The organism is Streptomyces sp. NPDC042201, assembly GCF_055582185.1.
In genome coordinates this window covers 385687-409033 of the sequence record NZ_JBVJDS010000008.1, presented here as the reverse complement: position 1 = coordinate 409033, position 23347 = coordinate 385687, and the positions used below count along the sequence as shown (strand labels likewise).

The following is a 23347-nucleotide window of genomic DNA, read 5'->3' as shown; positions in this document are numbered from 1 at the left end:
AGCTTCCGTCGTCCCTGTGGCTTCCGGTCGCCCCGGACCTCGAAGTCCATCGCACCCCTTGAACTGGGGTGTTGCAACGACCACTAGAACGCAAGATCAGGTCCACGGGGCCTTTACGTATGGCCGGTCATCCCGTGAGCGAGGCCGGCGGGGCCGTCAGCTCCGGACCGGGGATCACTCCTTGACGTTCGCCGCCTCCGCGGGAGCGGGCGTGGCCGAGGGAGTCGCGGCCACGGCCACCGGGACGGGCTTCGGTACGGGCGCGGGGGTCGGCGCCGTGTCGAGCGCCGTCGCGCCGTGCGGCCGGGGCGAGTTCCGCAGGTCCTGTTCCTGGCCGTACGCGCGGAGATAGCCGACGACGGTATTGGTCACCGCCACCAGCGGCACCGCCACCACCGCGCCGCCGATGCCCGCGACCAGTCCGCCGGCCGCGACGGACAGGACGACGGCGAGCGGATGCACCCGTACCGCGCGGCCCAGGATGAAGGGCTGCAGCACATGCCCCTCGATCTGCTGTACGGCGAGGACGACGAGCAGGACTATCAACGCGGTGAACACGTCCTGCGTGACCAGTGCCACGACCACGGCCAGGGCGCCCGAGATCACCGCGCCGACCAGCGGGATGAAGGCGCCGAGGAAGATGAAGACGGCCAGCGGGACCGCCAGCGGGACATCGAGGAAGTAGAGCCCGAGACCGATGAAGATCGCGTCGATCAGAGCCACCAGCACCGTGCCGCGCACATAGGCGGTGAGGGTGCGCCAGGCGCGCGGCCCGGCTCCGGCGACGCCCTCGCGGGCCTGCGCCGGGACGAGTTTGAGCGTCCAGTGCCAGATCTTCCTGCCGTCGTACAGCAGGAAGAGCGTCGAGAACATCGCGAGGAACATACCGGTCAGCAGCTCGACCATCACGGTCACGCCCTGGAGGCCCGCGGACGTGATCTCCTCGGTGTTGGTGCCGACGGCGTCGCTCAGGCTCTTCGCTATGTCGTTGATCTGATCTTCGGTCACATGGAACGGGCTGTTCAGCAGCCAGCGCTTCAGCTCGTCGATACCGTCTCTGACCCGGTTGGAGAGGTCGTCGATGTTCTCCATGACCTGCCACACGACGAACCAGCCGACCAGTCCCATGAGGACGAACCCGGCGATGGCGGTGAGGGCGGTGGCCAGGGCGCGCGGCACGCCACGGCCCTTGAGCCGGGCGACGGTGGGCTGGAGCAGCGCCGTGATGAGCAGGGCGGCGACGAAGGCCAGCACGACCAGCTGTACGGCGCTGATGACCCGCATCAGTACATAGAGCATGCCCGCCAGGACCAGCAGCCGCCAGGCGACCTCACCCGCGACCCGGATCCCCCAGGGGATGGCGGCGACGGGATCGGGCTTGGCCGCGACGGCGGGGGCGTAGGCGGGCGGCGCCGGGATGTTCTCCGGGGCGGAACGGGGGGCCGGACCGTCGTCGGCCTCGGCCTCGGCCCGGCGCTCGTCCAAGCGCTCCCCCATGCGGGTCAGTTCCGCACCCACCCGACCGAGCCACGCTGGCACCTTGGACATGACGTTCCCTCTTCCCCCAGGTGGTCTCTCCACTCACTCCCCCAGGAGCCGTTCGAATCGACCGTACACGTGCGAAGCCCCCCACCGTAGGACGGTGAGGGGCTTCGGAAGGTTGAGCGCCGGTCGTGCCGGGGTGGTTCTAGTACCAGCCGTTCGCCTGCCAGTACGCCCAGGCGGCACAGGGGCTGCCGTAGCGGTCGGAGTTCATGTAGCTCAGGCCCCACTTGATCTGCGTGGCGGGGTTGGTCTGCCAGTCGGCCCCGGCCGAGGACATCTTGGAGCCGGGGAGTGCCTGCATGAGGCCGTACGCGCCGGACGACGGGTTCTGAGCCTTGTAGTTCCAGCCGGACTCGTGGTCCACGATGTTGCTGAAGCACTGGAACTGATCGGCCGAGACCATCTGCCGGGCGATGGCCTGGACCTGGGAGACGCTGTAGGAGCTCTGCGGGGCGAAAGCGGAGGCGGAACGCACCTCGTCGCGGCTCGCGCGCTCCTCCGCTTCCTTGGCCGCGCGCTCGCGCTCGACCTTGTCGTCAGCGGCTTCCTTCTTCGCCTTCGCGTCCTTGGCGGCCTGAATCCGGGCCGATTCCTCGGCGGACTTCTTCGCGGTCGCGTCGGCGGCTGCTGCCTGCGCGTCGGCCTGCTGTGTCAGCGACGCGGTCTGCACCTGCGCCTGCTGGCCTGCGGGGATGTCTGCGAGGAGCGTCATGTCCGCTGCGGTCGCCTCGAAATTGTCGCCCGAGACCTGGGGGTCGCCCGAGGCGACACCCACGACGGCGCCGACGGTGGTGACCGCAGTGGCCGATGCCACGGCGAATCCCCGGACCGAGATCCGGCTCACACGGTGTCCTTCCAGCATCGCCCGCATACGTGACCTCGCGGACGCGATCGTGCCCCTGGCACTGGTCTCCGCATTACTGGGTCACGGGGAGACACGGGCCCGGTGGGCAACCCCCCTGCGGGGACTGCCGCGTGGTGCGCGGGCGGCATGCGGCGGCAGTTGTTGAGTTGTGTGGTGCTGCACCTCTGGAGGTGCGCGTGTTGCCGCATGCGGGGCCTGACGGAAGCAAGACTCTGCCGGAAGGCAACGCCGCGAGGCAATTCTTCCTTGCGTGTTAAAGCTCACACCCCGTTTGCCGCACCGGATTCACGGAAATGGCGGTACAGCAAAGCGCCGCCCGGCTAAGCTTTCGGGCTTCGCCGGGCGGCGCCAACTGGGGTGATACGGGGCTAGATCTGACCGTCCTCCAACATTTCGGTCACGAGTGCGGCGATCTGCGAGCGCTCGGAGCGGGTGAGGGTGACATGCGCGAAGAGCGGATGTCCCTTGAGCTTCTCGACGACGGCGACGATTCCGTCGTACCGCCCCACCCGCAGGTTGTCGCGCTGCGCCACGTCATGCGTGAGCACCACCCGGGAGTTCGCCCCGATACGGGACAGAACCGTCAGCAGAACGTTCCGCTCCAGGGACTGGGCCTCGTCGACGATGACGAAAGCGTCGTGCAGGGAGCGGCCGCGGATATGCGTGAGCGGCAGCACTTCGAGCATGCCGCGCCCGAGCACTTCCTCGATCACCTCACGGCCGGCGACCGCGGAGAGGGTGTCGAAGACCGCCTGCGCCCAGGGGCTCATCTTCTCGGCCTCGGTGCCGGGCAGATAACCGAGCTCCTGGCCGCCGACCGCGTACAGCGGCCTGAAGACCATCACCTTCTGATGCTGCCGGCGCTCCAGGACCGCTTCCAGGCCGGCGCAGAGGGCCAGGGCCGACTTGCCGGTGCCGGCCCGGCCGCCCATCGACACGATGCCGATGTCCGGGTCGAGGAGGAGATCGAGGGCGATCCGCTGCTCGGCGCTGCGGCCGTGGATCCCGAAGGCCTCACGGTCACCGCGGACGAGCCGGATATTGCCCTCGGCGGTGACCCGCCCGAGCGCCTTGCCGCGCTCGGACTGGAGCACCAGTCCGGTGTGCACGGGCAGCTCGCTCGCCTCGGGGGCGTAGACCGTCTCCTCCGAGTACAGGAGATCCACCTGATCGGCGGCGAGCGACAGCTCGCTCATCCCCGTCCAGCCGGAGTCGGTGATGGCGAGCTCGGCGCGGTACTCCTCGGCGAGAAGTCCGACCGATGACGCCTTGATGCGCAGCGGCAGATCCTTGGAGACGACGGTGACGTCGTACCCCTCGGCCTGCAAATTGCGCGCGACCGCGAGAATCCGTGAGTCGTTGTCCCCCAATCGGAAGCCGGCGGGCAGGATGCCGGGATCAGAGTGGTTGAGCTCGACGCGCAGCGTGCCGCCCAGGTCGCCCAGGGGGATCGGGGCATCGAGACGGCCGAACCGGAGACGGAAGTCGTCCAGCAGGCGCAGGGCCTGCCGGGCGAAGTACCCGAGCTCCGGATGGTGCCTCTTGGCCTCCAACTCCGTAATCACCACGATCGGGAGCACGACCTCGTGCTCGTCGAACCGGGACATGGCGTTCGGATCGGCCAGCAGGACGCTGGTGTCGAGAACGTAGGTGCGCCTGTCGGGCATGCGGCGCTTTGTGCTGGTCACCACGGAAGGACGTACCCCCTCGGATGAGGTCGGGGTGCGACGGCGTCGCGGGCGGGTGGGCCGGGCTCAGGCCCCATGCGCGGGCCGAGCTCCGGCCCTCCATGTCGCCCGTACGTCTCACCGCACGGTCGTCCTGGTGCAAAGGGCCTCCCGGGCGGACGGCCCCATGCCGTCCGCTGAGATGCGACATCCACTGACAGAACTTTTCGGACGTCGACCTGGAGGAGGTATGCCCTCGAACACGCGCCGCCATGCCATGGCATATGACGGACGGTGGATGAACCTCGGGTGAAGAGCCCGGCCGGTGCCTGGGTGACGTCAGGCGGGCGCGGGGCGGAAGACTCTCGGAGGCCTTGCCGGAGAAGGGGAGAGGTCAGGATCCGTAGCGTCGGCCACGCGCCGCGTAGTCACGCAGGGCACGCAGAAAATCGACTTTTCGGAACGCCGGCCAGAAGACTTCGCAGAAGTAGTACTCCGAATGGGCGCTCTGCCAGAGCATGAACCCGGAGAGGCGCTGCTCGCCGCTGGTGCGGATGACCAGGTCGGGGTCGGGCTGGCCGCGCGTGTAGAGGTGCGAGGAGATCAGGTCGGTGTCGACGATCTCGGCGAGGTCCTCGAAGGAGGTGCCCTTGCTCGCGTGATCCATCAGCAGGGAGCGGACGGCGTCCGCGATCTCCTGCCGGCCGCCGTAACCGACGGCGACATTGACGAGTATTCCCTTGTTGCCGATGGTGGCCTGTTCGGCTTCCTTGATCACGGTCTGGGTGCGGGACGGCAGCAGGTCGAGCGTGCCGACGTGGTGCACCCGCCAGCGGCCGTCGGCCGCCAGGGCGCGGACCGCGCTCTCGATGATGCCGAGGAGGGGAGTCAGCTCTTCCTCGGGACGGTCGAAGTTGTCCGTCGAGAGCATCCAGAGGGTGACGACCTCGACATTGGTCTCGGAGCACCAGCCGAGCAGTTCCTGGATCTTGCTGGCGCCGGCCTTGTGTCCTTGCTCGGTCGTACCGCCGGACGCCTTGGCCCAGCGACGGTTGCCGTCGAGGATGACACCGATGTGCTTGGGCACCTGGGCGTGATCGAGGCGGCCTTCCACCCGGCGTGCGTAGAGCCGATACACCAGGTCGCGCACGTTCACTACGTCCACCTCTCGATTCCATGGGGACCGGCGCGTCCGCTGGCGGGATCCTGGGGCCGGCCCAAGGACCCCGAAGCCGTCACATTACTGCGCGGGCCCCGCAGTCTCCCAACCCGGCCTGTCACAGGACCGTGATAGGGAAGGAACCGTGACTGATTTCCCCTCTTACCTCGCAGCCGACGACCGGTACGACTCCATGGAGTACCGGCGCAGCGGACGCAGCGGCCTCAAACTGCCCGCTGTCTCCCTCGGCCTCTGGCACAACTTCGGTGATGACCGCACCCTCGATTCGCAGCGCGCGATCCTGCGCCGCGCCTTCGATCTCGGCGTCACGCACTTCGATCTGGCGAACAACTACGGTCCGCCGCCCGGATCCGCCGAGCTGAATTTCGGCAAGATCTTCGCACAGGATTTCTCCGCCTATCGGGATGAACTCATCATTTCGACCAAGGCGGGCTATCTGATGCACCCCGGCCCCTACGGCGAATGGGGCTCGCGCAAGTACCTGCTGTCCTCGCTGGACGCGTCCCTGGAGCGGATGGGGCTCGACCACGTCGACATCTTCTACTCCCACCGCTTCGACCCCGACACTCCTCTCGAGGAGACGATGGGGGCGCTGGCGTCCGCCGTACAGCAGGGCAAGGCCCTGTACGTCGGTGTGTCGTCGTACACCGCGGAGCAGACCGCGGAGGCGGCCAGACTGCTCAAGGAGATGGGTGTTCCGGCACTCATCCACCAGCCGTCCTACTCGATGATCAACCGCTGGATCGAGGACGACGGGCTGCTGGACACCCTGGAGACGGCCGGGATGGGCTGTATCTCCTTCGTGCCGCTGGCCCAGGGGCTGCTGACGAACAAGTACCTGAAGGGGATTCCGGAGGGGTCGCGGGCCACGCAGGGCAAGTCCCTGAACCCGGATCTGCTGTCGGAGGAGGTCACGCGGCGGCTGAACGGGCTGAACGAGATCGCGCGGCGGCGTGGTCAGTCCCTGGCGCAGCTGGCACTGAAGTGGGTCCTGCGTGACCCGCGGATGACGTCGGCGCTGATCGGCGCGTCCAGCGTGAAGCAGCTGGACGAGAATGTCGCGGCGCTGGCCGGGGCGGAGCTCTCGGCCGAGGAGCTCAAGGAGATCGACAGCTTCGCGGTGGACACCGCCGGGACGAACATCTGGGCCGGCAGGGGCTGACGCTCCACGGCGCGTGCGCACCTGGGTGCGTGGGCGCTCGGTGCATCGGCTCGGTGCATCGGTGCGTCTGCGCGTCGGCACAAAAAACGGGCCGGTCCGTGGGGGGGATACGGACCGGCCCGAGGGGGGGTTTCCACCATAACCCTTCGTAAGTGCTGACGCGTGCCAGGACAGGCCGGGATGACGCTCCGGAAGACCCGTCCAGCCCGTGAAAAGCCCGGAATTCCGGGCTTTTCACGGGCTCCGCGTCCCGGCGTGGCGAGAAGACGCCACGCCGCGCCGTAACCCTGAGGCACGACCCCGACCCGGGGTGCCCCCTGAACGCACGCGGACAGAAACTGACCTGTACGGCTCCTACGGTCGTCCCATGACGACGCGTGATGTGACCTGGACCGAAGCGAGCGCCCGACGGCTCGCGCGCCAGGGCCTGCTGGCCCCGGCCGAGAACGCCTCCCCCGCGACGGTGGCCGGCGCCATGCTCGGAGCGCACGCGCAAGTGCTCTCCGCGGCCGAGCTCTCCGTCGCGCTCCGGCTGGACGGTGCGTCCCGCGCGGACGTACGCACCGCGCTCTGGACGGACGGCAGTGTGGTGAAGACCTTCGGCCCCCGCGGCACCGTACATCTGCTGCCCTCGGCGGATCTGCCCCTGTGGACGGGTGCGCTGGGCGCGCTGCCCGCGGGCCGTGATCCGATGCCCGCGCACGTGAGGATGACGCCGGAGCAGTCGGAGGCGGTCGTCGCCGCCATCGCCGACGCCCTGGCGGACACCGCGCTCACCGTGGACGAGCTGACCGAGGCGATCGTCGCGCGCACCGGGTCCTGGGCCGGCGACCGGGTCATGGACGCCTTCCAGACGAAGTGGCCGCGCTGGCGTCAGATCACGCACCGGGCCGCGTACCGGGGTGCGCTGTGCTTCGGACCCAACCGTGGCCGCAAGGTCACCTACACCCATCCGCACCGGCTGCTGCCCGGCTTCACCCCGCTGGCGGGACCGGCCGCGCTCGCCGGGCTCGTACGCCGCTATCTGTACGCGTACGGGCCTGCCACCCCGCGGCACTTCGCCGGCTGGCTCGCCATGCCGAAGAGCTGGGCCGACAAGCTGTTCGCGGGGCTCGCCGCCGAGGGGGAGATCGAGGAGACCGGCTTCGAGGACGGCCGGGCGTGGGTGGTGGCGGGCGACACCGCGTTCCCCGCGGAACCGGTACGGGGCGTGCGGCTGCTCCCCTACTTCGACGCGTACTCCATCGCCGCGCAGCCCCGCGAGCGGCTCTTCGCCGGCGACGCGTACGCACGCGCTCTCGCGGGCGGGCAGGCCGGCAACTTCCCCGTACTGCTCGTGGACGGCGCGGTCGCCGGGGTGTGGCACCAGCGCCGCTCCGGGCGGCGGATCGAGGTGACGGTGGAACCGCTGCGAACGCTGACCGCCGGGCAGCGGCGGGAGCTGGAGACCCAGGTGGAGCGGACCGGCGAGATCCTTGAGGGGAAGCCGGAACTGACGGTCGGAAAGGTCATGGTCGGACCGCACGCCTGAGCGCGGCGGGACGGGCGGGCATGAGGCGTCACGCTTCGGGCCTCAGGCGTCGGGCTTCGGGCCTCAGCCGGGCTTGACCGCCTCGATCAGGAAGCGTGTCGTCGTCGCCACGAACGGGCCTTCCGTCTCGATGCGGCGGTGCAGCGCCTCCAGCCGGTCGCGGTACTCCTCGACCGTGAAGCCGGGCACCATCCAGATCACCTTCCGCAGGAAATAGACGACGGCGCCGATGTCGAGGAACTCGGTGCGCAGCGTCGCCGTGCGCAGATCGATGACGTCAAGGCCGGCCGCCTCGGCCTCGTGCCTGGCCCGCTCGGGGTCGCGGTGTCCCCGTGCCTCGGGCGGCTGCGGTCCCAGGAAGTATTCGACCAGCTCGAAGACGCTGGCCGGGCCGACCTCCTGGGAGAAGTACGTGCCGCCCGGCCGCAGGACCCGGGCGATCTCCTCCCACCACGCGCGTACGGGATGGCGGCTGACCACCAGGTCGAAGGCGTCGTCCGCGAAGGGCAGCGGCGGCTCGTCCGGATCGGCGACGACCACGGCGCCGAGCGGATGCAGCAGGGCGGTGGCGCGCGCGATGTTCGGCGGCCAGGACTCGGTGGCCACGGTGAGGGGCGGCAACATCGGTACGGACGCGAGGACTTCACCGCCGCCGGTCTGGATGTCGAGGGCGGCGGTGGCACGGGACATCCGCTCGGCCATCGACCGGGCATAGCCCCAGGAGGGGCGCTCCTCGGTGGCACGCCCGTCCAGCCAGGAGAAGTCCCAGCCGTCGACGGACACCGCCTCGGCCTCGGCGATCAGCTCTTCGAAGGAACGGGGACGGGGGCGGGGACGGGTGCGCGGCATGGAGCGATCGTGGCAGGACGGTTCCGGCGCGGGCGAACGCTTTTCGGGTCGCTCTACGGAAGAACGTACGGAACGTACAGAACGTCACGCGACCGGAACGTCACGCGGCGGCGAGGCCGCCGAGGACGAGTCCGAGCAGGGCGCCGGTGATCATGAAGGGGCCGAAGGGGATCGCCGACTTGCGGCCCGCCCGGCGCAGCAGCATCAGCCCGAGTCCGTACAGCGACCCGAGCAGGAACCCGGCGAAGGCCCCGACGAACAGCACCAGCCAGCCGTACCAGCCGAGGACGACCCCGAGCGAGAGGGCGAGCTTGACGTCGCCGAAGCCCATGCCGTTCGGATTGATCAGGAACAGGACGAAGTAGCAGCCGCCGAGGACCAGTCCACCGAGCAGCGCCGTCGGCCAGGAGCCGCCGGCGCCGGGGAGCAGGGCGGCCGGGCCGAGCAATACGGCGGCCGCGGCGGCGAGGGGCAGCGTCAGCTGGTCCGGGAGCCGGTGGACGTTGCGGTCGACGAGGGCGAGGAGTACGGCGAAGGGCGCGAGCAGCAGCCATACGGCGAGCTCCGGGCGGGGGCCGGTGGCGGCGGCAAGGGCCGCGCAGGCGAGGGCGGTGATGAGAGGGACGAGGACGGAGGGGGCGTCGGTAACCGGGGCCTGTTGGCTTCCGGTGTCGGGGGTTCCCGTGTCGGGGGTTGCCGTGTCAGGGGTTGCCGTATCGGGGGTTGCCGTATCGCCGCCGAGGCTTCCCGCCGTACGGGACGGCACGGCCGCGTCACAGGTCGCGCACCGGGCGCCGCCGAGCCACCCGCGCGCGGGTCCGATGATCGGGTGTCCGGCAGGACAGCTGTCCCGCCAGGCGTCCTCCGGCTCGACGGAGAGCCGGTACGCGGCGCGCGGCAGCAGCAGTCCGGTGGCTCCACCCCAGACAAGGGCGACGGCGATCAGCGTGGCGTACACATCACTGACCCTAGAGCCGCGCCCGGGCCCGGGTCATGGGTCCAGGGGCCCACTGGCGGCGCTCCAGGACCCAGAGTCCGCCGTGCTGACTGTGCCGTCCGGGACTCGGGACCGTACCCCGGGCGCTACGGTCTACGGCCATGGGCAAATGGCGTAACGGCAGTGGACAGTTGACGGTCGCGGGGCAGGACGGCTCGGTGGACGGATCTCAGGGCGGCTCGATGAGCGGCTCGGTGGATCTGGAGGTCGCCGCCTCCTACGGAGCCCGACGGCGCGGCCTGCTCGGGCGCGACGGGATCGAGGGCGCGCTGCTGATCACCCCGTGCAACAGCGTGCACACCTTCCGGATGCGCTTCGCGATCGATGTGGCCTATCTGGACAAGGAGTTGAAGGTCCTCGACGTCCATACGCTGCGGCCGGGACGGCTGCCGCTGCCACGGTGGCGAGCGCGCCATGTGCTGGAGGCGGAGGCCGGGGCGATGGCGCGGTGGGGGCTGCGGCCGGGTGTCCGCGTCAGCCTGGACGTATAGCGGTTGTGGGTACGGCAGGGCGCTGGACCCTAGGCGAGCTTGGCGGCCTGGGTCAGCAGCAGGACGGGCGGGACCTGTGGAGTCGTGGCGTCCTCGAAGTTGGCGGTGTAGAAGGTGGCCACCGTGCCGCCGACCCGTACGACATGGAAGACCAACGGGACCGGATCGCCCTCGAAGTCGCCCGTCACCTGATAGGCGAGCGTGTCGTCCCCGGCCTCGGGCGCGCTCAGCCGCTTCACACCCATGTACGTGGACGGGCCGTCGCCGCCGGTCGCGGTGAAGCCGTCCCCGCAGGCGGTGACGGCGGCGCGCAACCGGCTGAGCAGGGTGCTCGCGCCCTGAGCACCATGCGTGGTGAGGAACTCGGAGACGGCGGGCCGGCCGTCCTTCGTACCGACGAGCTGCCGGTACGCGGCGGCTTTCGCGAGCGGCTCCGGCTTGCCGTTGATCACCGCGGTGAGGGGGAGGCACTCGGGCCGGTCGGCGGTCTCGCCCTGCGGAGGTGGTGCGTCCATGGGGCCGACGCCGAACTCCGCCACGTCCCCGGCCGCAAGGATCGCCTGGTCCAGCTCGGCCTGGGTCAGCACCCGTCCGTCACTCGCACCGGCGCCGGTGACATCCGGCTGCGGCTGGGACGACCGTGGCGGCTGGGACGACCGGCTGGGCGGGGTCGAGATACCGGCGTCTGCCTGTTTCTCCGGCTGGTCCGCCGCGCCCCGGCCGTCGGTCTTCGCCTCGCCCCCACAGGCGCCCGCGAGTCCCAGCGCGAGCGCGGTGCCCGCCGCGGCCAGAGTGATGCGCCGTGCCATGCTCGCGGTGCGCTTCCTCATCCCGTACCCCATCTCGCTCGCCGCACGGCGCCGCTGACCATGGCTGACCGTGGCTGTGGCTGTGGCTGTTCCGCAAGCTAACAACGGCTTTCACAGCCACGCATGGGCCCCCGGACCCAACCTCGGACCCCCTCAGTCCGGGCGTCGTACCGGGACCGGGCCCAGCCTGGGCCAGCGGGTACGCATCCGGTCGGCCATCTCCGTACTGAGCCGTCCCAGGCCGGTCAGAGTGGCGCCGTCACGGCAGTCACGGCCGTCACGTACGTCACGGCAGTCACCACCGTCACCGTCGTTCGCGGTCATCAGTCCAACCACGACGAGGCGGTGCAGCAGCCGCTGCCTGGCGGAGGCCGTACCCCATGTCCAGTCCCGGCGCGGAAGCCTGGCCAACTGGTCGGCCGTACCCCGGTGGGCGCGTTGCACGAGGGCGTCGCCACGGATCAGCCACCCGGCGCACGCGTCGGCCAGATCGCCTTCCGGCTCGGCGCCGGTCGCGTCGCGCCAGGCGGAGCGGTAGGCGGCTTCCGCCGCGTGGAGCAGCGGTTCCGGGGCGGCGGTGACGCACCAGCAGGTCGGGAAGCCGATCCGTAGGTAGGCGAGTTCCATCAGCCCGTTGCCGAGGGACGCCTGCTCGAAGTCGATGAAGCGGATTCCATCGGCGGTGTGCAGATCGTTTCCGGGGCACGGATCGCCGTGCAGCAGGGCGACCCGGCTGGGCAACCGGCCGAGCCGCTGCGTCAGTTGCTCCAGTTCGTCGCGCACCTGGGGCCGGACGGCGACGCCGAGCGCGCCGGCGAGCGCGAGGAAGGAGTCGATGTCGTCACCCGTCGGCCCCGACCAGCGGGGCAGCACATCCGCCTCCGCAGCACTGCCGGCCGCGTGCAGCCGGGCCAGGGCCGCCGCGTACTCGACCTGCCACCCCTCGGCCGGGGTCAGATGCTCGACATGCTCCAGAACCAGCACCCGCGCACGCTCGTCCGTACCGAGCAGCCGCGGTACGACAGCTGGTCGCACCCGCCCCGCGAGCCGGAGCGCGGCGACCTCGCCGGCGTACCGCTCGTCGTCACCGGGGCCTTCTACGAGTTGTTTGACGACGGCGGGCGTCCCGTCCGCCAGTTCGACCCGCCACACCAGCGAGCGCGGACTGCTCCCCAGCCGCCGTGCCTCCCGTGGTGCCCCCAGCGCCGCCCGCAGCTCCTCCCCAAAGGGCACGTCCACTACTCCCCCGCCCCTCCTCTTAGATGTGACAGCCCGGCCTCGGGCGGCAGCGGGTCCAACGACAGCGCGCCCAACGGCAGCGGGTCGAACGGCAGCGCTGGCCCGTTCAGGCGGTGCGCCGCCAGAAGCGGTCCGTCCACCAGTACAGCACCGTCCAGTCGGCGGGCCACGGCTGTTCCTGTACGAGGGGGTCCTCGAAGGAGTCCTCGTCGGCGGAGATGGGCCGCCAGCCCGGGGGACGCTCCTCACCCGTGGCCGCGGGGCGGGCCCGGTGCGCGAAGCGAAGCTCGGACACCTCCGAGGCGAGGTAGTTCCGCTGGGCCTCGACGAGTGAGACGCGGTTGGCGCCGCGCTCCATCGTCGGCCAGCGGAGCTGGGTGATGTCGTCCTCCCACTTGCAGACCGGGCAGATCATCGAGGACCCGGGCGGGTCCTCGAAGACCGTGTGGCCGCAGCAGACGCAGGGGTACGGGGGACCGCCCCGGTCATGGTCACTCACGCTCACGCCGCATCCTCCGCCGCCTGGGCCGCATGGTGCCCGGCATGCCCTTGAACGCCGCCAGACCGCCGTCCAGCTTATAGAAGCTGATGATCCCCTTCTTGCTCTTCATGCCGTACTCCCCGGTGGCGGGGTCGAAGTAGCGGATGGAGCCGTCCTCCGAGGCCTCCTTGACCAAGACGCCAGGCCGGCCGCCGTCACAGTCGCACAAGAGGTCCTTGGCGGCCTCCTCGTACTCGCGCTGCGACTCGTACCCCATCTCGTCGCCGTGCTTCTCGTAGTGCTCGTCGAGGTTGCCCTTGCTGGTCCACTCGTCGCAGTTGTGCACGAGGGCGTTCTGCGCGGCGACGCCGACGTAGTAGGTGTGGATGCCGCTGACGGTGAGGTCATGGGTGGTCTGCCGCTCGGTGTAGCGGAAGACCGACGCGACCCGGAGGGATGCTCCGCTCGGCGTGCGCAGCCGGTCGCCGGGCCGGATGTCACCGGCGTCGACCCAGCTGGCCCGGCCGGTGAGCCAGAACGGGTGCGTGTCGGTGGCCGTGAGAGGAACCGCCCGGCCGTCGACCACGACCTGGAGCCGGGTGAAGTCCCGGTCGCTGTAGGTCGTGATGGTGTCGGTCACCGCGCGTATGGCCGTCAGACCGCTGGTGGGATCCGTGGCCGTGACCTTCGTACCGACGCTGACGGTCTCGATCGGGACGCGGCTGCCGTCGGCGAGCAGCACCGGGGTGCCGGGCAGGAAGCTGTGCTTGGTGCAGGGCGGGTTCTTCTTGGGGTCTTCCTCTTTCGCGGGGTCCTTTTTCGGAGGGTCCTTCTTCTCGCCGTCCAGCTTCTTGCGGGCGTCGGCGAGTTTCTCCTCCGCTTCCTTGACCTTCTTACGGTTCTTGATCAGCCCCGTGAGGCCGTCGTACAGATCCCCGCCGTGCTTCTTGAGGTTCTTGACGAGCTGAACGGCCTTCTTCCACTTCCACGGCGCCCCGTACTTCGCCGCGAGCTTGCCGACCGCACCGCCGACGACGCTGAGCAGCACATTGATCAGCGTCTCCGTGCACGCCCCCATGTCGCCCTTGGTGATGCAGTCCAGGGCGTCGGTGATCCCCAGCTCGTCCGCCAGGATCTTCGCCAGCTCCTTCGCGGCCTCCTTCGCCTTGTCGGAGTCCGACTTCTCGGCGGCCTGGGCGTCCTGAAGGTCTTTCAGCGCTTTCTCGTAGTCCAGCTGTGCCGGGGTCTTCTCCCCGCCGGCGCCGTCGGTGCCTCCGGTGTCCGCGGCGGGCTCGGCGGCTCCCTGACCGCCCTGGTCCCCGACTGCTTCGGTGTCGTTGCCGCCGCCGCAGTCACTCCCGCCGGCGACCCGGCACACCTGCGTTCTGATGCCGTCCGCCAGCGTCGGACCGATGCCGGTCGCCACCAGCGCGCCGACAATCGCGATCACCACCGCGAGCAGACCCACGTACTCGACGGCTGTCTGCCCCGACTGCCCCCTGCGCAGCCCCAGCAGACGCGCATCCGTACGCGGCCCACGATTCCGCGACCAACGCTTCAGCAGCCAATGGCCAACCCGACGTCGAACTACCCCCGTACGCGACATGTTTCGGGACGTTAGCCGCTGATTGCCAACCTGGCATGGGCCCTGGGGCCCAAGCCAGGACCTCTGTTCCGACGCACCACGTGGCTCGGGTCGAACGGGGTCGGGAGCTTCTCTTCCCGATCTCTACAGCTGCCCTGGCGCGCCTGTTCCTGAGTGGAGCGAACCGGCACGCAATGTGGCTCGGCTTCCGGTGCCTGCCCGGCAAGGTGCAGGCAGAGCTTGGGGCGTTGGTCATCTCGGGCAAGGACGGCCGCTACTTCGTTTTCGACACGACCCCCTACGCACGCGGCACGATCGAGGTCTCGCGGAGCCAGTACGTGGCAGTCCTCGAGAGCGATCAGCGCAGCATGTTCGCGGTCGAGTTGCGGGTGGTCTGCCCCGGTGACTGTTGGGATCAGCAGCGCGGTGAGGACCCGCACCCAGGTGCCGTCGATCGCCCAGCAGCGTCGGCGATCCGCCGCCGGGCGGCATCCCAGACCTCCTCGAAGGCGTCGGAGGTCAGCTGCTCGGGATCGTGGCCTTCCCACTCCGGGACGGGAAGCTCAGCGGTGAGACCGAACCTGCTGTCGTACTCCTCAAGGCGGCCGGCGTCATAGGCTCGCTGCCATTCGTCGAGGGACGCCGCGGCCACCGGGGTGAGCGCGGGCCCTTGGAGCTCGACCTGCCGGATCACCCAGCCTTCGGCATCGACCTCGAAGTAGAACCAGATGTCTTCTTCGTCCCAGTAGCAGCGCATCCACGTCGTCACGCGACCATGGTGGGCCATAACGCCAGCTCGACAAGAGCCGGTTGAGATGCGCTGGCCCGGACCCGCATGCTCGGGCTGTTCCCGGAACACCTGGACGCGGCGTCGCATCACGCTCTCGCACCGGCAAGCGATCTGAGCCGACCGCGACGAATCGGTACCGGTATGGGGTGGCCGCTGAGGGCTTCAGCCGGCTGTCGGCAGGCGTAGGTCCGTGCAGCCGTGCCGCTTGGCCGACCGTTCCGCGAACTCCCGGAAGGCGGGCAGTCCGAAGGTCCCCTTGCCCTTCTCTCCGGGGAGCCACACGGTGGCCGCCTCGGGTGGTACGGACCCGGTGAACAGGGCGCGCTCGGCGTCGTCGGGGCAGCGGGCGCTCGCCCATAGCGTGCCGCCGTCAGCCCCGGCCTCCGCCTGCGTGGTGTCATGGCCCCGCTTGCGCGACGCGTACGGGCCGAAACGGGCAGAGAAGACGTACGTTTCGTTGAAGTAATGCGAGGCCCCGACCTCACAGATCTCGTACAGGGCGCTGCCGCCGGCCGCAGTCTCCTCGACCGTGTCCAGGCGCTCGTCGCGGGCGAAGGGGAGGCCCACGCAGGTGCCGTCCGCGCCCGCGATCGACTCAGGCCCGGTGACCGCGGGCAGCGCCCGCAGGGCTTTGCCCTCCTCGGCCTCGCAGCCCCAGTGCGCCGAGGCCTTGACGGCCGTCGCGGCAGCGAACCGGGCCCAGTACAGGTCGCTGTCGAGCCAGCCGCTCTCCTGCTCCTGCCGCGCCTCCTTCGCCTCGGAAGCGGTCTGGGAGAGGTACGAGCCGACCGTCACTGAGACGAGGTCCTCATCCCCCCGGCAGCTGACCAGGACCCGGACCGAATCGCCGTCGGCCGCACCGCGCCAGCCGCCGGTCAGCGGTACGGGCAGCAGGCTGCCGCTGAAGGGCGGCAGCAGCCGCTCCAAGTCCCGGTCCCGGTAATCCTCGGCGCGCAGCAGCGCTACGGTCACCTCCGCCCGCGCTTCACCGAGCAGGCAGGAGTACGCGTCCGGACCGAGGTCAAGATCGCTCATCAGCTCCGTACGGGGCCACAAGCCCTCGAACAGCGGGCCCTTCTCGTGGGCCAGCACACCCCCGCAGTAGGTCTCCATGGCCTCCTCGAAGCGCCAGCGGGCCGCGCTGTCGCTCTCCCGCCACCAGGTCCACGCCGCCAGCAGCGCAAGGACGAGCACCCCCGCCGTCCACGCCGCCCACCGGACCGCCGCCGTACGTGCCATGCCCGGCCCAACTCCCCCGTCGAGGGCCGTAGTTACCCTCCGGCGATCGTCGCCGTAACGCTCCGACCTGCGAGTCCGCATGGCGGCGGCATTTATGCCGCCGCCATGCGGCTCACGCTGCGACGAGGCAGCGAGTCTTGAGGCCTTACACGACCCACTTCATGGGTGCGTCGGATCAACCCGTGAGGCGCGGAAAGGAGACTTCCACGCGCCGGTTCTTCTTACGGCCTTCTTCTTTGTTGTTGTCGGCGATCGGATACTGCTCGCCGTAGCCGCGGATCTCGAACGTGATGTCCGAAGCCCCGAGCGCCTTCACCAGCTCGCCCTGAACGGCATCGGCACGCTGCTTGGACAGCACATCGCCGTGCGCAGAGGAGCCGAGGTTGTCCGTGAAGCCGAAGACCCGGACCTTTGTGGTGTTCTGCTTCTTGATCTCGTCCGCGATCTCCTGGATACGCGAGCTCGCCGCCGGGCTCAGCTTCGCGCTGTCCTTTCCGAAGAGAACCTCGGCCTGGAGATTGAACTTGACGTTGGAGTTCGAGTCCTCACGCTGCTCGTTTCCGCCTTCGTCACCCACGACCGACTTGATCTCGAGGACCTTGGGCGGAGCGAGTGTCGCACCGTCGACCATGACCAGATCAGGGTCGCTCTGATCGACCTCGGTCCCGGCCACCGAGGAAGGGGTGGGGTCGGGCCCATCGGCGAGGGCCGCCGGACCCGTGAAAATCGTCAGGGCAAGAGTGAGCGAGCCGGCAAAGGCCAGGCTCCTCCTCGGGAGATGCTTCGACATCGACTCACGCACCCGAGAACTTGAGGGTGACGGACTGGAAGGTCGGAAGCTGGAAATCCACCTCGGTGGTGCTGTCCGGCGGGGCCGGGAACTGCATGAAGGCGGGCGTCTTGGCGTTGGGCTCGATGCTCGGGATTCCGGTGGTGGCCAGAGGACGGTTCTCCGTGTCGCGCAGGATGTAATAGCGCTTCTTCTCCGCCTTGTCCACCAGGGTGGCTCCGCCGAGCGAGCCTCCTCCCGCACCCTTCTTCAGCTCGAGTTCGGGGCCCGTCCAGGTAGCGGTGTCGTAGTACTTCTTGTCCGTGGGATTCCTGATGAATCCCTTGACGGTGACGAAGCCGCCGGAGTCACGGACGACCGAAGTGATGTCGAGAAGGATCCCCTCCTCACCCTTGAGGGTCACGATCACCGTCTCTGGCTCCTGCGAGGCGCTGACCTGACCGTTCGGCGCATCATCTGTGGCCGAGTCCGACTTCGACTTGGAGGACTCGCTCGGCTTGCCGTCGTCTCCTCCACAGGCAGCCAATGTGAAAGTGAGGGCCGACGCCGCAATGACGGCCGCCGCCGCCCGTCGGGCCTGCGAAATCTTCCGCATGCTCATCTCTGCTCTTCCTCTGTTAGTCATTCACTCGGTCAATCGGACTCAACGAGGCGAACCTTGAAGAGATCCGCCAGATCTGGCAGGGGGTCATGACTCTCCGGGTCGATCGGCAAGTCTCCCCAGTCGCAGCGCACCACGCCAGGGAACACGGGCTTGTCGTCTTCCTCACCGCTGCCCGGATCGTCACCGTCGTCAGGCGCGGGCTTCACTTCGAAGCTGCAGCGGGGCTCGATAATCGCCCTGGCCGTCGCTTTCCCCCTCTTGTTCGCCGTGCCGGGAATCACCGACTTGCCCACGGTGTCCCGAGTCTCGACCTTGACGGTGAATCCCCAGCGTGCGCCGAAGTACGGGTCACAAGCGGTCAGTCTGGATTCGTTGCTCGTCGCGAACCGTCCTGCCTCGGCACACGAACTGCCGGTGCCGAATCCTCGGCCATCGAGCAGATCTTGCCAGTCGACCGGGTCGAGGATGGAACCGAGAAGGTCCCGTCCGATCTGATCCCGAGCCTGTTGCGCGGCTGCCAGCGCGGCGGCGTCGGCTGCCCCCTGCGCATCGTTGCGCTTGTCGGCGACCTTGCCGACCACAAAGTACGCAAACGCGAGAAAGAGCAGGCTCGCCACCACCGTGATGTAGATGGGGAAAGCCTGCCCTGCCTCGCGGTACTTCCGTGTGACAGCGATCGTCAGCCGGCCGTTCCGACAACTTCCTTGATCTTCTTGCCGATCTCGTCGCCGATGTCCGTCATGCCGGCGACCACAGCAATGATCGCGATGACCGCGACCAGCATGCCGATGTACTCGACCGCGGTCTGGCCCTTGTCGCCCTTGCGCTGCATCGCCTCGACGGTCGTGTTCGCCCAGCCACTGACACGGACCTTGGTCTCGACGGCAGCCTTCAGAACGATGTTCGACATGATGTTCCCCTCCGCGTTCGGCCGACCGTGTGCCGGCCGACTCGTAAGTCTCTTCGGTGTCTCCGTCGGTTCCGGCTTCCTCCTGGCCGGTGCCGCTTTCGACACGAGAAATGTACGACGCGTCGGGGGTTCCGGAAGAGGGCCCCAGGGCCCAATCCAAGGCCCAAAGCGAAGATTGGGCCCCCCTGTTCACGGTCCTGGCCTCACGGCTCGGACCCGCCGCCCCCCGTTCAGCCATGGCTTGCCGCACCCCTCCCCGTACCGCCGCCGTCGCCCCGCCCGCGAGCCGTGCCGAGCCACATCGCGATGGCTTCACTGCGGCTGGCGCTGCCGAGCTTGGCGAAGATGCGGTTGATGTGATTCTTGACGGTCTTCTCACTGATGAAGCAGGTGGCGGCGATCTGCTGATTGGTCATTCCGGCCGAGATCAGGTCCATCACTTCCACCTCCCTGGAACTCAGTCCGAAGTCTTCCTTGGAACGTGGCTGTTGCGCAGGTACCGACTGTCCCACATTTGATTGCACATGCGAAGACCCCTGGGGTCCTCGCAATGCAATCGGTACCTGACTTCCCGCTCCGCGACCCGAATCGGGGCCCCATGTGGGTGCATCGTGCAACGGAAAACCGTGTGCACTCGCACCGCCCTGCGGTGTGGGGACCGCCTGTCCCGTCCCGAAGGGCACTCCGGTGGTGAACACCGCGCCGAGACCTTCGGGAAGCTGCTGCGGGGTCGCCGGCTGCGCGCCTCCACGCATGTGGGCCAGCAGAGCGTTGGCCGCCGACGCCGTGAAGTGGGCCCTGCCCTCCTTGATGTCCTTGACGGCTCCCACGAGTTGGTCCGCAGTGAACTCCCCGTGGACCAAGTAGCCGCCGGCTCCGAGGCGCAGTGCCTCCCGCACGATCTCGCTCTCGCGGCTGTACGTCAGCATCATCACGGGCGCGATGCGCACCAGGTGCGGCAGCGCGGAAATGCCGTCCACACCCGGCATGCGCACGTCGAGCAGTACGACATCCGGACGGTGCTGCTGGGTTGCTTCATAGGCCTGGCGTCCATCGGCCGCCTCGGCGACCACCGTGATGTCATCACGCCCCGAGAGCAGGACCTGAAGTCCTGCCCGGACGACCGGGTTGTCGTCCGCGATCACCACCCTCAATGGCTGGGACTCAAGGGCGGGCAGAGCGGGGAAGCCTTCGGATGCTGCGGCCGGCTGGGGAATCGGTACCTGCGCGGGTGTGTGCTCCGAACGGATCGGAGTGCTGTGCGACGACGAGTGCTGGGAGACATGCGACGAGGGCGTGTTCTGCTGCCCTGATGCGAAAGACATGTCGTCCGGCATGATGCGGCCTCCTCTCGGGGTGTGGGGTGGAGAGTGCGGGTGAACTGACTACTTCTCGAGCGTTGGTGCCGGTGCCTGCTGCCAGGCCGGTCGCAGGGCCCCGAGGGGGAACTCGAGACGGACCTCGGTGCCTTTGGCCGCGCGCCCTTTTCCGATCCGGATACGGGCGCCGATGCCGGCCGCCCGTTCGACCATGCCGACGAGACCGAAATGGCCCGCCCGCCTGAGCTCGTCCAGTGAGGTGCCCGCCGGAAGCCCGCGGCCGTCGTCGTAGACCCTGATGCGCAGTGCTCCGTCCACCACTCCGGCTCCCACATCCACATACGTCGGGTGGCCATGGCGGTGGGCGTTCTCCATCGCCTCGGAGGCAATGGTGAGCAGGTGTCGCGCGACGGCGTGCGGGACCTCGGGGACCGGAGTGTCACCGAGCTGGTGACAGGAGGCATGGATGCCGCTCCGGCGGGCGAAGTCATCGACGCGCGCGTTCAGTTCGGACATCACATCCACCCCCTCTGCTCCGAGATCGCTCTTGCGGCGCAGGTCGGAGAGAAGTTCACGGGACTCTGCGGCGGCCCGCCGGGCGGAGCGTGCGACGAGTTCGGCCTGATTCCTGACGGTGAGCGGATCCATCCGGCCCGCCGAACTGGCGAGACCGTCGGCGGCCATGGCCACGCCGTGCAGTGTCTTGGCCACTGAGTCGTGCATCTCCCGTGCGAGACGGGCCCGTTCGCCGTCCACGGCCTCGGTGACCGCCAGGCGGGCCCGGACCTCGCTGAGCGCCTCCGTCGCCGTCCCGAAGCGCAGCATCATGCCGCGCAGGGTGACTCCGACCACTCCGACGATGACACAGAGCCCCGGGAGAAGAGTGGAGTCGACGAGAGATACATCGATCCTGTCGTCGGCCAGATACGCCAATGCCATGATCAGCACCGTGAGCGAGGCGAAGAATCCCGCGCCACGCCAGCCGTAGACCAGGCCGGCCAGCAGCGGAGTGCAGATCGTGACATAGCTCAGCGGGCTGGCAGGCGTCGCGGTGAACAGCAGCAGCGCGCCGAAGAACAGGTCTATACCGAGCAGCGCGGGATGCTTCAGCAGAGCGGGCCCGAAGCGCTCCCAGTCACGGAAGAGCAGGTAGGAACCCATGAATGTGACGATGATGGCGAGGCCGACGAGCCAGGTGGGCCAGCCCTTCTCCATTCGATGGAGGGCGAACGGAGTCGCCAGACCGATCATGGCCAGCCGGAAGCCGAAAACCTGTCGGCACATGGCCTGAAGCGCGCTGAGCTGAATCTTGAAAGCGGGCTCTGCGGCAGCATCGGGCACAGGTCCGGTACCCACGAGACTGCCGCCCGCGGTGATCGGCTCCGACGGGCCGGTGGACGCGGAGTGCGCCGACATGGTCTTCACTCCCCTCTTGGTCTGAGTGCCAGGTCTTCTCGTCAGCCGATGCCCATGCCCGACCCCAGGAACATGCCGACACCGATCAGGAGGATCGTGGCCGGGACCATCAGCATCGTCACGATGCCGGTGGCTTGGGGTACGGCCTTGGACGCCTTGCGGCGGGCGTTCTGGGCATCCGTGCGGCGCATGTCGTTGGCGATGGCGATCAGCGTGTCCACGATCGGAGCACCAAGTTCCTCGCCCTGCTGAAGTGCTGTGACGAACTGGGCCACCTGGTCGGATTCGTTGCGCTTGCGGAGTTGCTCGAAGGCATCCCGCCGGCTGACACCCATGTCCATCTGGCGCAGAGTGATCTTGAGCTCGTCGCTCCAGGGACCTACGTACTTCTGGGACACACGATCGAGGGCCTGCCGAAACCCCAGGCCGGCGGAGACGACCACCGCGAGGACGTCGAGAAAGTCAGGCAGTGTCCGTTCAATGGCCGCCTTGCGCTCGCGCATCGCCGACCAGATACCGACGTCGACCCACCAGATGCCGAATGCCGCCATCCCCAGGGCGAAGAACGGATGCGAATTCACGAGCATGGCCAGTGCGCCCAGGAGGCCGACAAAGCCATAGACGGCCCGGCGCGCGGCGTAACGGTCGACGGTCAGACCACCGGGGTTCCCCGCCATGTCGAGCTTCACCCGCAGCTGGTTGACCCGCTTGGGCCCCATCATGCGCAGTATCGAGGGCGCGTACCGCATGCCCAGGCGGTCGATACCCGAACCGACAAGGCTGGTACGGGTAGACCCGACCTCCAGGGCGATGGCGAGATCACCGGGGAGCTTGGCGTCAGCACGGTAGAGCCTGACGCCGTAGAAGACGCCCGCCGTGCAGAGACCGGCGGCGAGAGAAAGCAGCAATTCCATGAGGGCCCCTCTCAAACTTCGATCTTGGCAAGGCGACGGACGAGGAAAAAGCCGAGGCTGTACAGGGCGAGCGACATCAACACCGCCACCTGGCCGAATGCGGATCCGGTGACCTTGTCGAGGGCGCCGGGATAGAGGTTGTCGATGAACAGCAGACAGCCGAGTCCCATAGCGGGGACGATGTAGGCGGTCATGGTCACCTGTGACAACTGGGTCCGGACTTCCCGGCGGGTCTCCTTGCGCTCTTCCAGCGTCTCGGTCAAGTTCCGCAGCGAACTGACGATCGTGCCACCGGAGCGATTGGAGAGTACGAGCGTGGTGACAAGGACGACCAGCTCACGCGAGGGCAGACGTTCGGCCAGATCGCCGAGGGCGTCGTCGAGGGAGTGGCCGACGGCCAGCGCGTTGGCGACCTTGGCGAGTTCCTCACCGGCCGGCTCTTCGAGTTCGTCGGCCGCCATCGTCAGAGCCATCCGGAGCGCAAGCCCCGCCTGGGTGGCATTGGCGAGGATGCGGGACAGCTCGGGCAGCTGGTTGATGAAACGCTCGATGCGCTTCTGCCGCTGCCAGTTGAGGAAGGCAAACGCCGCCCAGAGGGCGATGAGCGCTGCGATCGGTCCGAAGAAAGAGGCCAGCAGGGAACTGGCGACCAGCCAGCAGCCCACGACGGAGACAATCATGTAGACGAAGAACTCGCCGGGCGTCACGTCGAGTCCGGTCGAAGCCAGCTTGAGTTCGACCTTTCTGCCGAAACTCGTATTCCTGACCCTGCGGTCCACGCCCTGGAAGCGCCTGCGGCGCCCCACCACGGGTATCTGCTGGGTGGACGAGAGACGGTGCACGAGCGCCTCGCGCTGGGCCTTGCCCGACACGAATACGTGGACGCCCGCGACCGCGAGCACGCAGAAGACCAGCGTGGCACCGATCGTCAGCTGAGCGAGGTTATCCATTTCTGTCTTCCTAC

General features: G+C 68.6%; 23 protein-coding genes. 3 read left to right on the top strand and 20 right to left on the bottom strand.

Annotated elements, in window-relative coordinates:
• Positions 1-174: 174 nt before the first annotated feature.
• From ACZ6MZ_RS22005 to ACZ6MZ_RS21990, 4 genes are all read right to left on the bottom strand, one after another.
• On the bottom strand, positions 175-1548 hold the full coding sequence (locus tag ACZ6MZ_RS22005) for an AI-2E family transporter (protein ID WP_469353725.1): 1374 nt from the start codon (positions 1546-1548) through the stop codon (positions 175-177).
• Positions 1549-1687: 139 nt separating this feature from the next.
• Positions 1688-2389, bottom strand: coding sequence for an aggregation-promoting factor C-terminal-like domain-containing protein (locus ACZ6MZ_RS22000; protein ID WP_384181069.1), 702 nt, complete (start codon positions 2387-2389; stop codon positions 1688-1690).
• 389 nt (positions 2390-2778) lie between these two features.
• Positions 2779-4101, bottom strand: coding sequence for a PhoH family protein (locus tag ACZ6MZ_RS21995; RefSeq protein ID WP_384181067.1), 1323 nt, complete (start codon positions 4099-4101; stop codon positions 2779-2781).
• Between the two features lie 370 nt (positions 4102-4471).
• Positions 4472-5233 carry an isoprenyl transferase gene (locus ACZ6MZ_RS21990; RefSeq protein WP_384181193.1) on the bottom strand — a complete coding sequence of 254 codons (762 nt, stop codon included), beginning with the start codon at positions 5231-5233 and terminating at the stop codon, positions 4472-4474.
• A 148-nt stretch (positions 5234-5381) separates the two neighbouring features.
• On the opposite strand from ACZ6MZ_RS21990, the gene mgrA reads away from it, so the two are divergent.
• On the top strand, positions 5382-6419 hold the full coding sequence (gene mgrA / locus ACZ6MZ_RS21985) for an L-glyceraldehyde 3-phosphate reductase (RefSeq protein WP_384181065.1): 1038 nt from the start codon (positions 5382-5384) through the stop codon (positions 6417-6419).
• Between the two features lie 367 nt (positions 6420-6786).
• Positions 6787-7950, top strand: a complete 1164-nt coding sequence (locus ACZ6MZ_RS21980) for a winged helix DNA-binding domain-containing protein (RefSeq protein ID WP_389788936.1) — start codon at positions 6787-6789, stop codon at positions 7948-7950.
• Positions 7951-8013: 63 nt separating this feature from the next.
• On the opposite strand, the gene ACZ6MZ_RS21975 is transcribed toward ACZ6MZ_RS21980, so the two are convergent.
• Both ACZ6MZ_RS21975 and ACZ6MZ_RS21970 read right to left on the bottom strand, forming a co-directional pair.
• Entirely contained in the window at positions 8014-8799 is a 786-nt protein-coding gene (locus ACZ6MZ_RS21975) for a class I SAM-dependent methyltransferase (protein WP_469353722.1), read from the bottom strand.
• 100 nt (positions 8800-8899) lie between these two features.
• Complete coding sequence (locus tag ACZ6MZ_RS21970; RefSeq protein ID WP_469353720.1) at positions 8900-9757, bottom strand: prepilin peptidase; 858 nt, start codon at positions 9755-9757, stop codon at positions 8900-8902.
• 140 nt (positions 9758-9897) lie between these two features.
• Here ACZ6MZ_RS21970 and ACZ6MZ_RS21965 point away from each other — a divergent pair, with 140 nt between their 5' ends.
• Positions 9898-10287 (top strand): DUF192 domain-containing protein, encoded by a 390-nt coding sequence (locus tag ACZ6MZ_RS21965; protein ID WP_469353718.1) that lies wholly within the window; start codon positions 9898-9900, stop codon positions 10285-10287.
• Between the two features lie 29 nt (positions 10288-10316).
• Here ACZ6MZ_RS21965 and ACZ6MZ_RS21960 read toward each other — a convergent pair whose 3' ends face one another.
• The 14 genes from ACZ6MZ_RS21960 to ACZ6MZ_RS21895 all read right to left on the bottom strand — a co-directional run bounded on the left by ACZ6MZ_RS21960 (position 10317) and on the right by ACZ6MZ_RS21895 (position 23333).
• Complete coding sequence (locus ACZ6MZ_RS21960; protein WP_469353716.1) at positions 10317-11117, bottom strand: hypothetical protein; 801 nt, start codon at positions 11115-11117, stop codon at positions 10317-10319.
• A gap of 132 nt (positions 11118-11249) precedes the next feature.
• Positions 11250-12335, bottom strand: coding sequence for an aminoglycoside phosphotransferase family protein (locus ACZ6MZ_RS21955; RefSeq protein ID WP_469353714.1), 1086 nt, complete (start codon positions 12333-12335; stop codon positions 11250-11252).
• 106 nt (positions 12336-12441) lie between these two features.
• Complete coding sequence (locus ACZ6MZ_RS21950; protein ID WP_389788948.1) at positions 12442-12834, bottom strand: CPCC family cysteine-rich protein; 393 nt, start codon at positions 12832-12834, stop codon at positions 12442-12444.
• On the bottom strand, positions 12827-14266 hold the full coding sequence (locus tag ACZ6MZ_RS21945; RefSeq protein ID WP_469353713.1) for a polymorphic toxin-type HINT domain-containing protein: 1440 nt from the start codon (positions 14264-14266) through the stop codon (positions 12827-12829). Before ACZ6MZ_RS21945 ends, ACZ6MZ_RS21950 begins: the two co-directional genes overlap by 8 nt.
• Positions 14267-14816: 550 nt before the next feature.
• Positions 14817-15158, bottom strand: coding sequence for a hypothetical protein (locus ACZ6MZ_RS21940; protein ID WP_469353752.1), 342 nt, complete (start codon positions 15156-15158; stop codon positions 14817-14819).
• 195 nt (positions 15159-15353) lie between these two features.
• A complete protein-coding gene (locus ACZ6MZ_RS21935) occupies positions 15354-16430 on the bottom strand; it encodes a hypothetical protein (protein WP_469353711.1) in 1077 nt (358 codons plus the stop codon).
• 175 nt (positions 16431-16605) lie between these two features.
• Entirely contained in the window at positions 16606-17220 is a 615-nt protein-coding gene (locus ACZ6MZ_RS21930) for an OmpA family protein (protein WP_384181044.1), read from the bottom strand.
• A 4-nt stretch (positions 17221-17224) separates the two neighbouring features.
• Positions 17225-17629 (bottom strand): hypothetical protein, encoded by a 405-nt coding sequence (locus ACZ6MZ_RS21925; protein WP_469353709.1) that lies wholly within the window; start codon positions 17627-17629, stop codon positions 17225-17227.
• A gap of 224 nt (positions 17630-17853) precedes the next feature.
• Complete coding sequence (locus tag ACZ6MZ_RS21920; protein ID WP_469353707.1) at positions 17854-18441, bottom strand: pilus assembly protein TadG-related protein; 588 nt, start codon at positions 18439-18441, stop codon at positions 17854-17856.
• Positions 18442-18503: 62 nt separating this feature from the next.
• The gene (locus ACZ6MZ_RS21915; RefSeq protein WP_469353705.1) at positions 18504-18734 is read right to left on the bottom strand and encodes a hypothetical protein; all 231 of its coding nucleotides are present in this window, start codon (positions 18732-18734) and stop codon (positions 18504-18506) included.
• Positions 18735-18964: 230 nt separating this feature from the next.
• Positions 18965-20071, bottom strand: a complete 1107-nt coding sequence (locus ACZ6MZ_RS21910; RefSeq protein ID WP_469353703.1) for a response regulator — start codon at positions 20069-20071, stop codon at positions 18965-18967.
• A gap of 48 nt (positions 20072-20119) precedes the next feature.
• Complete coding sequence (locus tag ACZ6MZ_RS21905; RefSeq protein ID WP_469353701.1) at positions 20120-21469, bottom strand: sensor histidine kinase; 1350 nt, start codon at positions 21467-21469, stop codon at positions 20120-20122.
• Between the two features lie 41 nt (positions 21470-21510).
• Positions 21511-22383 (bottom strand): DUF5936 domain-containing protein, encoded by an 873-nt coding sequence (locus tag ACZ6MZ_RS21900; RefSeq protein ID WP_469353699.1) that lies wholly within the window; start codon positions 22381-22383, stop codon positions 21511-21513.
• A gap of 11 nt (positions 22384-22394) precedes the next feature.
• On the bottom strand, positions 22395-23333 hold the full coding sequence (locus ACZ6MZ_RS21895) for a type II secretion system F family protein (protein ID WP_469353698.1): 939 nt from the start codon (positions 23331-23333) through the stop codon (positions 22395-22397).
• Positions 23334-23347 lie beyond the last annotated feature (14 nt).

Bases quoted from the DNA above. Each gene is read 5' to 3' on its own strand.
- ACZ6MZ_RS21900 (WP_469353699.1), bottom strand. From the start codon at position 22,383: ATGGAATTGCTGCTTTCTCTCGCCGCCGGTCTCTGCACGGCGGGCGTC.
- ACZ6MZ_RS21975 (WP_469353722.1), bottom strand. From the start codon at position 8,799: ATGCCGCGCACCCGTCCCCGCCCCCGTCCCCGTTCCTTCGAAGAGCTG.
- ACZ6MZ_RS21930 (WP_384181044.1), bottom strand. From the start codon at position 17,220: ATGTCGAAGCATCTCCCGAGGAGGAGCCTGGCCTTTGCCGGCTCGCTC.
- ACZ6MZ_RS21980 (WP_389788936.1), top strand. From the start codon at position 6,787: ATGACGACGCGTGATGTGACCTGGACCGAAGCGAGCGCCCGACGGCTC.
- ACZ6MZ_RS21895 (WP_469353698.1), bottom strand. From the start codon at position 23,333: ATGGATAACCTCGCTCAGCTGACGATCGGTGCCACGCTGGTCTTCTGC.
- ACZ6MZ_RS21905 (WP_469353701.1), bottom strand. From the start codon at position 21,469: ATGTCGGCGCACTCCGCGTCCACCGGCCCGTCGGAGCCGATCACCGCG.
- ACZ6MZ_RS21915 (WP_469353705.1), bottom strand. From the start codon at position 18,734: ATGTCGAACATCGTTCTGAAGGCTGCCGTCGAGACCAAGGTCCGTGTC.
- ACZ6MZ_RS21940 (WP_469353752.1), bottom strand. From the start codon at position 15,158: ATGCGCTGCTACTGGGACGAAGAAGACATCTGGTTCTACTTCGAGGTC.
- ACZ6MZ_RS22005 (WP_469353725.1), bottom strand. From the start codon at position 1,548: ATGTCCAAGGTGCCAGCGTGGCTCGGTCGGGTGGGTGCGGAACTGACC.
- ACZ6MZ_RS21910 (WP_469353703.1), bottom strand. From the start codon at position 20,071: ATGCCGGACGACATGTCTTTCGCATCAGGGCAGCAGAACACGCCCTCG.
- ACZ6MZ_RS21935 (WP_469353711.1), bottom strand. From the start codon at position 16,430: ATGGCACGTACGGCGGCGGTCCGGTGGGCGGCGTGGACGGCGGGGGTG.
- ACZ6MZ_RS21960 (WP_469353716.1), bottom strand. From the start codon at position 11,117: ATGAGGAAGCGCACCGCGAGCATGGCACGGCGCATCACTCTGGCCGCG.
- ACZ6MZ_RS21965 (WP_469353718.1), top strand. From the start codon at position 9,898: ATGGGCAAATGGCGTAACGGCAGTGGACAGTTGACGGTCGCGGGGCAG.